The sequence below is a fragment of the Paenarthrobacter sp. AT5 genome, from assembly GCF_032764245.1.
In the GTDB taxonomy this organism is placed as follows: Bacteria; Actinomycetota; Actinomycetes; order Actinomycetales; family Micrococcaceae; genus Arthrobacter; species Arthrobacter ureafaciens.
The window spans coordinates 501,290-513,649 of sequence record NZ_CP136441.1 but is presented as its reverse complement, the minus strand read 5'-3'; the positions used below and the strand labels follow the sequence as shown (position 1 = coordinate 513,649).

10 protein-coding genes are annotated in these 12,360 nt (G+C 64.6%); 9 read left to right on the top strand and 1 reads right to left on the bottom strand.

Features of this window, described 5'->3' with window-relative positions; translation table 11 throughout:
- Positions 1-70: 70 nt before the first annotated feature.
- Positions 71-751 (bottom strand): GntR family transcriptional regulator, encoded by a 681-nt coding sequence (locus RI444_RS02510; protein ID WP_166186690.1) that lies wholly within the window; start codon positions 749-751, stop codon positions 71-73.
- Between the two features lie 133 nt (positions 752-884).
- Between RI444_RS02510 and purU the strand changes: the two genes are divergently transcribed.
- The 9 genes from purU to fdhD all read left to right on the top strand — a co-directional run bounded on the left by purU (position 885) and on the right by fdhD (position 12,309).
- A complete protein-coding gene (gene purU / locus RI444_RS02505; protein WP_069696062.1) occupies positions 885-1,802 on the top strand; it encodes a formyltetrahydrofolate deformylase in 918 nt (305 codons plus the stop codon).
- A 41-nt stretch (positions 1,803-1,843) separates the two neighbouring features.
- Complete coding sequence (locus RI444_RS02500; protein WP_207605172.1) at positions 1,844-4,336, top strand: FAD-dependent oxidoreductase; 2,493 nt, start codon at positions 1,844-1,846, stop codon at positions 4,334-4,336.
- A 108-nt stretch (positions 4,337-4,444) separates the two neighbouring features.
- The gene (locus tag RI444_RS02495; RefSeq protein ID WP_021471081.1) at positions 4,445-5,071 is read left to right on the top strand and encodes a cyclodeaminase/cyclohydrolase family protein; all 627 of its coding nucleotides are present in this window, start codon (positions 4,445-4,447) and stop codon (positions 5,069-5,071) included.
- Complete coding sequence (locus RI444_RS02490) at positions 5,068-5,970, top strand: bifunctional 5,10-methylenetetrahydrofolate dehydrogenase/5,10-methenyltetrahydrofolate cyclohydrolase (RefSeq protein ID WP_021471082.1); 903 nt, start codon at positions 5,068-5,070, stop codon at positions 5,968-5,970. The genes RI444_RS02495 and RI444_RS02490 overlap by 4 nt, the downstream gene beginning before the upstream one ends.
- Before the next feature lie 28 nt (positions 5,971-5,998).
- Entirely contained in the window at positions 5,999-8,320 is a 2,322-nt protein-coding gene (locus RI444_RS02485) for an FdhF/YdeP family oxidoreductase (protein ID WP_062094853.1), read from the top strand.
- Positions 8,321-8,484: 164 nt separating this feature from the next.
- Positions 8,485-8,580 carry a heme-binding protein gene (locus RI444_RS02480; RefSeq protein ID WP_207605173.1) on the top strand — a complete coding sequence of 32 codons (96 nt, stop codon included), beginning with the start codon at positions 8,485-8,487 and terminating at the stop codon, positions 8,578-8,580.
- Positions 8,581-8,718: 138 nt separating this feature from the next.
- A complete protein-coding gene (gene fdhA / locus RI444_RS02475; protein WP_021471085.1) occupies positions 8,719-9,936 on the top strand; it encodes a formaldehyde dehydrogenase, glutathione-independent in 1,218 nt (405 codons plus the stop codon).
- Between the two features lie 169 nt (positions 9,937-10,105).
- Positions 10,106-11,440, top strand: a complete 1,335-nt coding sequence (locus RI444_RS02470; RefSeq protein WP_207605174.1) for a molybdopterin molybdotransferase MoeA — start codon at positions 10,106-10,108, stop codon at positions 11,438-11,440.
- A complete protein-coding gene (fdhD, locus tag RI444_RS02465) occupies positions 11,428-12,309 on the top strand; it encodes a formate dehydrogenase accessory sulfurtransferase FdhD (RefSeq protein WP_207605175.1) in 882 nt (293 codons plus the stop codon). The genes RI444_RS02470 and fdhD overlap by 13 nt, the downstream gene beginning before the upstream one ends.
- Positions 12,310-12,360 lie beyond the last annotated feature (51 nt).

Genomic DNA, 12,360 nt, shown 5'->3' with positions numbered 1-12,360 from the left:
CCAAGTATGCAAGGAGGAAATCGCACGCGTCAACAAGGCGCTTTGCGGCCGGGCGGACAACCCGTTCACGTCAGGCTGCAAACAACGCCTCACGCACCGCCTGCTCGAATTCACTCACGTGCGTCCGCGCCAACTCTGCCGCCTTGTGCTCGTCGCCGTCGATCACTGCCTGCAGTAGATCCACGTGCTCATGCACGTGCCGCTCAAGGTTGGGCAGCCGGTCCAGCACCATGCACCAAATCCGCGTGGCCAGGTTGTCGTAGCGGATCAGGACGTCTTCCAGGTGCGGATTGGCTGCCGCAGCGTAGATGCCCTGGTGCACGCGGGCATCCAGCTTCAAGGTCTCCACCACGGAGGCGGCCTTGATGTCGAAGGCTTCAACTTCCCGGACAACTTGGCGCAGGTAATCCCTGCTCGCGGGGGTAGCCACGCGGGCCGCCCGCGCTGCGGCGACCGGCTCCAACTGCACCCGGATCTCGGAAATGAACGCAAGGTCCGTGACCTCCACCCGGGTGGCGAAAGTGCCGCGTCGCGGGTACGTCACCACCAGGCGATCAAGCTCCAGCCGCTTCAGGGCCTCGCGCACCGGCGTGCGCCCGATGCCGAGCTCCTTGGCCAGCTGGTCATCATTGAGGAGGTCGCCCGGCTTGATGTCCAGCGTCAGGAGGCGGTCGCGCACGCTTTCGTAAGCGATGTCCGCAAGCGACTTCCTGCCTGCGTCTTCTACAGTCGCCAAGGTTTGAATTGCCACAGTGCCGAGCTCCTTCCACAGTTCCGAAAAAACCTATTGACCTCGTTCCAAGGTCCAGTATACGCTGAATCCAATCCTAATATATCAGTACGTAATTCAGGAATATATCTAGGGAATTACCTAAGGAGGACATATGACCCTCGTGGCTTCAGACTCTCACCTCAGCACCCTTCCGGCGGAACGCGGGCAGCTCAAGGACGAGCAAGCGCAGAAGTTCGTACTCACACTGTCGTGCGTCGAACAGCCCGGAATCGTGCATGCGGTCACCACGTTCCTGTTCGAGCGCGGCTTCAACATCGAAGAGCACCAGCAGTTCGATGACAGCCTTCGCCAGACGCTGCACCTGCGCACTGCGTTCTCCGGCCCGCAGAGCTACTCACCGGAGCAGCTTGAAGAAGAGTTCCGCTCCATCGCAGAGCGCTTCGACATGAAGTTCAGCTTCCATGACCAGACCAAACAGCGCGTCCTGGTGATGGTCTCCAAGTTCGGCCACTGCCTGAACGACCTCATCTTCCGTTGGCGCGGAGGCAGCCTCGGCGGCGAGCTGGTGGCTGTTGTTTCCAACCACGAGACCCACCGTGCCATGGCGGAGGCAGCCGGCCTGCCCTTCATCCACGTTCCGGTCACCCCGGACACCAAGGCCGAGGCCGAGGCGCGGCTGCTGGAACTGGTGGAGGAATACGAGGCTGACCTCGTGGTCCTTGCCCGCTACATGCAGGTCCTGTCAGATGACTTGTGCCGCAAGTTGGAAGGCCGTGCGATCAACATCCACCACTCCTTCCTCCCCGGCTTCAAGGGCGCACGCCCCTACCACCAGGCCTACGACCGTGGCGTGAAGCAGGTAGGCGCTACGGCACACTACGTCACCGCAGACCTGGACGAGGGCCCGATCATCGAGCAGGAAGTCATCCGGGTGGACCACAGCTACGGCCCCACGGCACTTTCCACCGTGGGCCAGGACGCGGAAGCGCTCGCACTTTCCCGCGCCGTCCGCTGGCACTGCGAACACCGCGTGCTTCTGGACCGGACCAGCACGGTCGTCTTCCGCTAACCAGCCCGCCCACGCCCGAATTACAGCAGGAGAAAACTTTCATGGCATCGACGCCCCGCATTGTCATCATCGGAGCCGGCATCGTCGGCACCAACCTCGCCGACGAACTCGTCCAACGCGGCTGGAACAACATCACGGTCCTGGACCAGGGTCCGCTCAACATGCCCGGAGGCTCCACCTCGCATGCTCCGGGCCTGGTCTTCCAGACCAACCCGTCAAAGAGCATGGCACTCTTCGCCAAGTACACGGTGGAGAAACTGCTGTCCCTGACCGAAGATGGCCAGAGCTGCTTCAACCAGGTAGGCGGCCTTGAAGTAGCCACCACGGAAACCCGTCTTGCCGACCTCAAGCGCAAGCTTGGCTACGCGCAGTCCTGGGGCATTGAGGGCCGCATCCTCTCCCCCGAGGAATGCAAGGAGCTCTACCCGCTGATCAACCAGGACGACATCCTGGGCGGCCTCCATGTTCCCTCCGATGGCCTCGCCTTGGCCGCCCGTGCCGTCCAGTTGCTCATCAAGCGCACCGAAGCTGCCGGCGTGAAGTACCTCGGCAACACGGAAGTGACCGGCATTGAACAGTCCGGCCACCGCGTCACAGGCGTCCAGACCGCCGACGGCGTGATCCAGGCCGACATCGTCGTCTCCTGCGCAGGCTTCTGGGGCGCCAAGATCGGCGAGATGATCGGCATGGCAGTTCCGCTGCTCCCCCTGGCCCACCAGTACGTCAAGACCACCCCGGTTCCCGCCCAGAAGGGCAAGAACGAACTGCCCAACGGTGCACAGCTGCCGATCCTCCGTCATCAGGACCAGGACCTCTACTACCGCGAGCACGGCGAGCGCTACGGCATCGGTTCCTACGCCCACAAGCCCATGCCCGTGGACCTGGACGAACTCGGCAAGTACGAGCCCTCCAGCATCAGCGAACACAACATGCCTTCCCGCCTCGACTTCACCCTTGAGGACTTCCTGCCGGCGTGGGAAGCAACCAAGCAGATCCTTCCGGCCCTGCGTGAAAGCGAAATCGAAGACGGCTTCAACGGCATCTTCTCCTTCACCCCGGACGGCGGTTCCCTGGTGGGCGAGTCCAAGGAACTGGACGGCTTCTACGTGGCTGAGGCCGTGTGGGTCACCCACTCCGCAGGCATCGCCCGCGCCGTTGCCGAGGTCCTGGTTGACGGCAAGTCGCAGATCGACCTGGGCGACTGTGACATCCACCGCTTCGAGGAAGTCCAGCTCACCCCCGAGTACGTCAGCGAAACCTCGCAGCAGAACTTCGTGGAGATCTACGACGTCCTGCACCCGCTCCAGCCCAAGCTTTCTCCGCGCAACCTCCGCGTCAGCCCTTTCCACGCCCGCCACAAGCAACTGGGCGGCTACTTCCTGGAAGGTGCCGGCTGGGAGCGTCCTTACTGGTTCGAGGCCAATGCCGAACTGCTGAAGGAAATGCCGGACGAGTGGCAGCCGCCGGCCCGCGATGCCTGGTCCGGAATGTTCAGCTCCCCGATCGCGGCTGCTGAAGCCTGGAAGACCCGTACGGCAGTGGCCATGTACGACATGACGCCGCTCAAGCGCCTGGAAGTTTCCGGCCCCGGCGCCTTGAAGCTGCTCCAGGAACTCACTACCGGCGATCTCGCCAAGAAGCCCGGAGCAGTTACCTACACCCTCCTGCTGGACCACGCCGGCGGCATCCGAAGCGACATCACCGTTGCACGCCTGGATGAGAACACCTTCCAGCTGGGCGCCAACGGCAACATCGACACCGCCTACTTTGAGCGTGCTGCCCGCCAGCAGACGGAGAACGGCGGCGCGGGCGACTGGGTGCAGGTCCGCGACACCACCGGCGGCACTTGCTGCATCGGCCTGTGGGGTCCGCTGGCCCGCGACCTGGTCAGCACCATCAGCAGCGACGACTTCTCCAACGACGGCCTGCGCTACTTCCGCGCCAAGGACGTGGTGATCGGTGGCGTTCCCGTCACGGCAATGCGACTGTCCTACGTTGGCGAACTCGGTTGGGAGCTCTACACGAGCGCGGACAACGGCCAGCGCCTGTGGGATGCGCTGTGGAAGGCCGGCCAGCCGTTCGGCGTCATCGCCGCGGGCCGCGCCGCCTTCAGCTCGCTGCGCCTCGAGAAGGGTTACCGTTCGTGGGGCACGGACATGACCACGGAGCACGACCCCTTCGAGGCCGGCCTCGGCTTCGCGGTCAAGATGGCCAAGGAGAACTTCGTCGGGAAGGCAGCCCTGGAGGGCCGCAGCGAGGAAAGCTCCGCCCGCCGCCTGCGCTGCTTGACGGTCGACGACGGCCGCAGCTTGGTGCTGGGCAAGGAACCGGTGTTCTACAAGAACCAGCCGGTGGGTTACGTCACCAGCGCGGCGTTCGGCTACACGGTTCGCAAGCCGATCGCGTACGCGTACCTCCCGTCCGCAGTGTCCTTGGGTGATTCGGTGGAGATCGAGTACTTCGGCCGCCGCATCCAGGCGACCGTCACCGAGGATCCGCTGTACGACCCCAGCATGAGCCGGCTCCGGGGCTAGTCCCCCGCCGCACCCGCGGCTTCCAAGACACGCGGCCCGGACCCTATCCCTCGCAACCGGGTCCGGGCCGCTGTCTGTCCCCTTTCTTTCTCCAGCCCAGGAAGACACATGATCAGCTCAGAAACAGTCAACGATTATTTGGCCAGGCTCGCCGCCCGCCAACCCACACCGGGCGGCGGAGCGGCTGCGGCGTTGCATGCTGCCCAAGGTGCCGCACTGGTGGCCATGGTGGCCCGTTACACCACGGGTGAGAAGTACGCGGAGCATGCAGGACTGGTTGCCCGTATCACCAACAGCGCCGATCACCACCGCACCGAAGCGCTCCGGCTGGCCGATGCCGACGAACACGCCTTCCAAGGGGTCATCGATTCCTACAAGCTTCCTTCCGACACCCCGGAGCTCAAGACCGCGAAGAAAGCGGCGATCGACGCTGCCCTGGTCCAGGCCGCGCAAACGCCCGCCCAGCTCATCAAGCTTGCCGGCGAGATCGTGGACCTCGCCACGGAACTTTTCGAAGCGGCCAACCCGAACGTCATCAGCGACGTCGCCGCTGCCGCCGACGCAGCCCGGGCGGCTGCCACCACCGCACGCATCAACATCGACATCAACCTTGTGGCCATCAAGGACGATGCCACCCGGACCCGCCTTGCCGGGCAGACCGACGGGCTGGAAGAGAAGGTGGTCCTCGCCGCTGACACCCTGTCCCGCCGCGTCCGCGAAAGGATCCTCGCATGAGTGCAGAAGTGCTGTCCGGCAAGGGGCTTGCAGGCCTCATCCGGCAACGCGCCCAGGAAGAGGCCCACGCCCTGGATAGCCAGGGAGTCCGTCCCACGGTGGCCGTCGTGGTCGCTACCGACGACGAATCAACCCACTGGTACGTCCGGTCGATCGAACGCGCCGCGGAACGTGCAGGGATCGACTGCCGGATTGTGGACCTCGGCCACGACGCCACCGAACAGGTCCTGGCCGCCGTGCTCCGTGACCTCAGCGCGGAGGCCTCGGTGCATGGCATCATCCTCCAGACTCCCCTGCCTTCGGGTGTCCGTGCGGACAGCCTGGTCGGGCTCATCGCCCCTGAAAAGGACATCGACGGCGCCAACCCGCTGAGCCTCGGCCGCCTTGCCGTGGGGCAGCCGGCCTTCGCGCCCGCAACAGCGCGGGCCGTCGTCGAGCTTCTGGACCACTTCGAGGTTCCGACGGCGGGACGCAACGTGGTCGTCGTCGGACGTTCTGCCGTGGTGGGCAAGCCGTTGTCGCTGCTGCTGCTCGCCAAGGATGCCACCGTCACCGTCTGCCACTCCCGCTCAGGTGCGCTGGAGCCGTTCACGCGGCCCGCCGACGTCGTGGTGGTGGCCGCCGGCCGCACCGGGCTGCTGACCGGCAGCCACGTGACGGAAAAGACCGTGGTGGTGGACGTCGGCACGAATGTCCTGCCCGACGGTTCCCTGGTGGGCGATGTGGACGAGGCGAGCGTCAGCGGCGTCGCAGCGGCCTTGACGCCTGTTCCGGGTGGCGTAGGCTCGGTGACCACGGCATTGTTGCTGCTGCACACCACCGAAGCCGCCCGTCGGCAGGCACGTGTTACCGGCGGCACCGTACCCGCCGTCCAGCCTGTACCTGCCGGCGCCGCCTGACCATTTCCTGATCTGGAGGGAAGATCACATGGCTTCCAAAGCCCCCCGTGAAAACATCGACGAGTCGAAGCTGACCGTCACCAAACCCAAGACCAAGGCCGTTGGTATTCCGGCCGTTGCCAATGCCTTGAAGATCTCGTTCGAGCAGATGGGACCGATCCGCAGCGCGCAGACGCTGATGGCTGTGAACCAGCTGGATGGTTTCGACTGCATGGGATGCGCCTGGCCGGAGCACGAGAAGCGCAACGCGGCGGAGTTTTGCGAAAACGGGGCCAAGGCAGTGGCTGAGGAAGCCACCCGGCGCAGGGTCACGCCCGAATTCTTCGCCAAGCACTCCGTCGCTGAGCTGAAGACCCGCGACGACTACTGGCTGGGACAACAGGGACGCCTGACCCACCCCATGGTCCTGGAAGAAGGCGCCACCCATTACAAGCCCATCAGCTGGGACGACGCCTACGACCTGATGGCCGAGGAACTCCGCGGCATGGACAACCCGGACGAAGCGGTGTTTTACACCTCGGGCCGGACCTCCAACGAAGCGGCGTTCGTCTACCAGCTCCTGGTCCGCGGCCTGGGCACCAACAACCTGCCGGACTGTTCCAACATGTGCCACGAATCGTCCGGCTCCGCCCTCGTGGAGACAATCGGCATCGGCAAGGGCTCCGTGAGCCTAGCCGACCTGGAAACAGCGTCGCTGATCTTCGTCGCGGGCCAGAACCCGGGCACCAACCACCCGCGCATGCTCAGCGCGCTGGAAAAGGCCAAGAAGAACGGAGCGATCATTGTCTCCGTCAACCCGCTTCCCGAAGCCGGGTTGCTGCACTTTGAAAACCCGCAGCATGTCAAGGGCGTCGTTTCCGGCACCAAGCTCACCGACGACTTCCTGCAGATCCGCGCGGGCGGCGATCAGGCCCTCTTCCAGGGTCTCGGCAAATACCTCCTCGAAGCCGAAGCGGGAGGCCGCGCAACTCCCGGCCTGGACACCGTGCTGGACCACGATTTCATCAACAACTACACGGTGGGCATCGACGAATACCTGCGCTACCTCGAGAAGGTTGAGTGGGACGACATCGTCGAAGCGACCGGCCTGCCCCTGGAGCAAATCCGGGCCACCGGCGAACGGCTCCTCGCCTCCAACGCCACGATCGTTTGCTGGGCCATGGGGCTGACACAGCACAAGCACTCCGTGCCCACCCTGCGGGACGTGGTGAACGTCCTGCTGCTCCAAGGCAACATCGGCAAGCCGGGCGCCGGCGTTTGCCCCGTTCGAGGGCACTCGAACGTCCAAGGCGACCGGACCATGGGCATTTTCGAGAAGATGCCGGAGAAGTTCCACGACCGCCTGGACCATGAGTTCGAGTTCCTTTCACCGCGCGCTCACGGTTACGACACCGTCGCGGCCATCAGGGCCATGCGCGATGGCAAGGTCCGGTTCTTCATGGGCATGGGAGGTAACTTCGTCCGCGCAGCCCCGGATTCACAGGTAACAGAGGACGCGCTGGCCAACACGGCGTTGACCGTCCAGATCTCCACCAAGCTGAACCACTCCCACCTGTCCACCGGGCGCCGCGCACTCATCCTGCCTACGCTGGGCCGGACGGAGAAGGACACGCAGGTGACGGGCGACCAGCGGGTCACAGTGGAAGATTCCATGAGCGCAGTGCATGCCTCCCGTGGACGGCTGAAGCCCGCCAGCGAGCACCTGCACTCCGAGGTGGCGATCGTCTGCAACCTTGCGCACCGCCTGTTCACCGATGCCCAAGGCCACCCGCTGCCGGGCGCACCCCGCGCGGCATGGCTCTCCATGAGGGACGACTACACCCTGATCCGGAAGCACATCGAAGGCGTGATTGACGGCTTCGAGAACTTCGAGGACCGCATCCAGCACCCCGGCGGCTTCGTGCTGCCGCACCCGCCCCGCGATGCCAGGAAGTTCGATACTGCCTCGGGCAAGGCCCACTTCACGGGAAACGAGTTGGAATACATCAAGATTCCGGCCGGCCGCCTGGTCCTGCAGACCCTCCGCTCGCATGACCAGTACAACACCACCATCTACGGCAAGGACGACCGCTACCGTGGCATCCACGGCGGCCGCCGGGTGGTCCTCATCAACGAAGCCGACATCAGGGAACTCGGCTTCGCGGACGGGGACATGGTGAACCTGATTTCCGAGTTCGACGGGGTCGATCGACTCGCGGAGAACTTCCGCATCGTTTCCTACTCAACGCCCAAGGGTTGCGCCGCCGCTTACTACCCGGAAACCAACGTTCTGGTTCCCTTGGACTCGGTGGCCGACACCAGCGGCACGCCCACGTCAAAGTCGGTCATCATCAGGCTCGAAAGGAGTTAGGAAAAGCTGTACATGCTGTGACCACTGTCATAGTATGTGACTGATATATCTTTTGGATTAGAAAAAGATATCACCGGACTTTCCGTACCTCGCCCGTGCCACCAGACATGAATCAAAGGAGAAGCATTGTCTGATATCACCCAAGCCCACGCTGAGGCCGTTTAGTGATCGGCGCAATCGGCGTCAGCGGCAGCACTGTGGAAAACGACCACACGGTAGCTTCCGCCGCCGCTGCCCTCCAACTCCAAGGCGTCGCCTAGCCGGCCCTGTAGTAGTCCAATTGCCCGTGAACGGTGCTTCGGTGGCCTGAAACCTGGGGAGGTATTCCTCATCGAAGCATCGCTTTCGGGCAGTTGGACCCCATAGTTCCCGCAACACCAACTGTCCAAGGAGTGTTCATGTCAGGAAACAGAGCAGTCGCCTACAAGGAACCCGGCGTCGTTGAAATCATCGACACCGAGTACCCGACGTTCGAACTCAAGGACGGACCGGGCGTCAACCCGGCCAACGTCGGCAGGAAGGTGCCCCACGGCGTCATCCTGCGCACCGTGACCACCAACATCTGCGGATCGGACCAGCACATGGTCCGTGGCCGCACCACGGCGCCGAAGAACCTGGTGCTGGGCCACGAAATCACCGGTGAAGTGGTTGAAGTGGGACCCGACGTCGAGTTCATCAAGGTGGGCGACATCGTTTCGGTGCCGTTCAACATTTCCTGTGGCCGTTGCCGGAACTGCAAGGAACGGAAAACCGGCATCTGCCTCAACGTCAACCCGGACCGCCCCGGCAGCGCCTACGGCTACGTGGACATGGGCGGCTGGGTGGGAGGCCAGGCAGAATACGTCCTGGTCCCCTACGCGGACTGGAACCTGCTGCGCTTCCCGGACCGTGACCAGGCCCTTGAGAAGATCATGGACCTCACCATGCTCTCGGACATCTTTCCCACCGGCTTCCACGGTGCCGTCACCGCGGGCGTGGGCGTTGGCTCCACCGTGTATGTTGCAGGTGCCGGTCCGGTGGGCATCGCTGCTGCCGTCGGCGCCCAACTGCTCGGTGCCGCCGTCGTGATTGTGGGCGACATGAACGAAGAGCGCCTGGCGCAGGCGCGCTCCTTCGGGTGCGAAACCGTCAACGTCTCCCAAGGCGATCCCAAGGACCAGATCGAGCAAATTCTCGGCGTTCCTGAAGTCGATTCCGGCATTGACGCCGTGGGCTTCGAGGCCCGCGGACACGGCAAGGACGCCTCGCACGAGGCTCCGGCCACGGTGCTGAACTCGCTCATGGACATCACGACGGCCGGCGGCGCCCTCGGTATCCCGGGCTTGTACGTCACCGGCGATCCCGGCGGAATCGACGAGGCAGCCAAGCACGGCTCCCTGTCCTTGTCCCTGGGCACCGGTTGGGCCAAGTCCCTGTCCTTCACCACGGGCCAGTGCCCGGTCATGAAGTACAACCGCCAGCTCATGATGGCCATCCTGCATGACAAGGTACAGATCGCCAAGGCAGTCAACGCCAAGGCCATCCCGCTCGAAGACGCACCCCGCGGCTACGCCGAATTCGACGCCGGTGCAGCAACAAAGTTCGTACTGAACCCCAACGGCTACGTAAAGGCCTAGCACCAGTACGTCAGCCCGGATACCGGGGGCGGCACGGCACAACGGGAAGGCCGGCCGCCCCCGGCGTCCGTTTTTAAGGCATTTTTTAACGGTTTTGGCAGTTGTCAGGCAACGACTTTCAGGGAGTCGTCAGGCACCGCCCTTGATCCAACCCAGGAGATGGAGATCCATGCTTGTCCGGGAAGTCTCCGACGTTTCTACGGCCAACGGGTCCTGCGACAAGAACCACGGAGCTACGTGGTCCGCAGCGCGCCAGGCAGCCTTTGGCTGTGCCCGTCCCCTCGGAGCTGCTTTGGTACCGCTTGCAGAGGCCATCGGGAATGCCCTGGCGTTGGAGGTGAGGGCCCGCCAGGACATTCCGCATTATGCGTCCTCGGCCATGGACGGGTGGGCGGTCAGCGGCTCCGGCCCCTGGATTCTGGTTGAGCGCGGCACCCGGCTTGAACGCGGCACCCGGCTATTCCCGGGCGAGGCAAGCACAATTGCCACAGGTGGCGTTGTCCCCGAGGGCGCAACGTCCATCCTCCGGAAGGAAAGCGGAATGCTGACCGGGGACGCCCCAGGCGCCCGGAATCTCGTCCTCATTCCCGAAGCGAAACCGGGTGAGGTATCTGCCGGCCGCCACATCCGTCCGGCTGGTGAAGAAGCAGCCGCCGGTGATGTCCTCATTCCCGCGGGAACCCTTTTGAACCCCGCCCACATTGCCCTCGCCGCCGTAGCAGGCCACGACGAGGTGGCCGTGCAGCGCAAGCCGCTGGTCGCCGTCGTGCTGACCGGCTCGGAAGTGGTCACTTCGGGTGAGCCCGCGCCGGGACAGGTGCGCGATACGTTCGGGCCGCAGCTTGGCGCCGTCATTTCGCGGCTTGGCGGCGTTCCGTCCGGGCAGCGCAGGATCGGCGACTCCTATGAAGAATGGCTGGCCGCCCTGGGCGGTTCAGGCAGCGCGGCTGTTGCAGGCGGCGGCCAACCGGCGGACGTCATTATCACCACAGGCGGCACCGGCAAGTCCGGGACCGATCATTTCCGCACTGTAGTTGAGGCCTTGGGTGGGCGTCTGCTGCTTGACGGGATCGCCATGCGGCCCGGCCACCCCGCCGTGCTGGCCGCGCTCCCGGATGGCCGCTTCATCATCGGACTGCCGGGAAATCCGCTGGCGGCCATGGTTGCCCTCATCACCATCGGCGAACCGTTGCTGGCCGCCCTCGGCAACCGCCAGCCGCCCGACACCGTGATCATGACCTCCGGCGCGGATTTCGAGCCGGATCCCGGCAGGACCCGGCTTGTCCCCTGCACTTTTGTCCACGGCTTGGCCATCCCGGCCTCCCACACCGGCCCCGGCATGATGCGTGGCCTCGCATGGGCGGACGGAATCATGGCGGTGCCGCCCCAGGGGGTCGAGGCCGGCCACGCTGTGCAGGTCATGCCACTGCCGTGGGTCCAACCACCGCAGTTCACGGACAGGCCTGTCACCAACGAACAAAGGCACGCCCCGTGGCACGCATGACTCAACGCCGGAAGATCCACCGTTTCCAACTGGACGGGACCGGCGCCGAACACCCCATCCGGTTCAAGGAAGACGTACTGGCCGCCGAAGAGCCGCTGGAAATCCGTTTGGGCGGCACGTCATTTTCCGTGACCATGAGGACTCCGGGCGACGACTTCGACCTCGTGGCGGGGTTCCTGGTGTCCGAAGGCATCATCCGCCACCAGGCCGAACTCGTGTCCCTGCGCTTCTGCGCGGGCGAACGGGACGGCATCCAAACCTTCAACGTGGTGGAAGCACAGCTCCGACCGGACGTTCCCTTGCCGGACACCATGAGGCACGTCTACACCTCCAGCTCATGCGGCATCTGTGGCACTGATTCCATTGAAGCTGTCCGGAAGACCATCCATTTCGACACATCGCAGGACGCCCTCCAGGTGCCTGTGGACGTGCTCGCCGAACTGCCCGAACGGCTGCGGGACGCACAGGCCGTCTTTGACAGGACCGGCGGAGTCCACGCCGCAGGTCTCTTCAAGGTGGACGGCTCCCGGCCGGAACTGTTGTGCCTGCGTGAAGACGTGGGCCGTCATAACGCGGTGGACAAAGTGGTGGGCTGGGCGCTCAGGCAGGGCCTGCTGCCGTTGTCCGGCCTGGTCCTGCAGGTCTCCGGGCGGGCGTCGTTCGAGCTCGTCCAGAAGGCCGCCCTCGCGGGAATCCCCGTCCTGTCAGCGGTCAGCGCCCCGTCCAGCCTGGCAGTGGAACTCGCGGCCGAAACGGGACTGACCCTGGTGGGCTTCAGCCGTGGACGCAGCCTCAACGTGTACGCCGGCAGGGAACGGGTGGGCCTCCCGCTCCGCACGGGCCTTGAGGAGGCCACCGTGAGTCCCTGATCCCCTAGACCCGGGACGGGCCCCAACGCCGGCCCCGTGACGGGCCAGTCT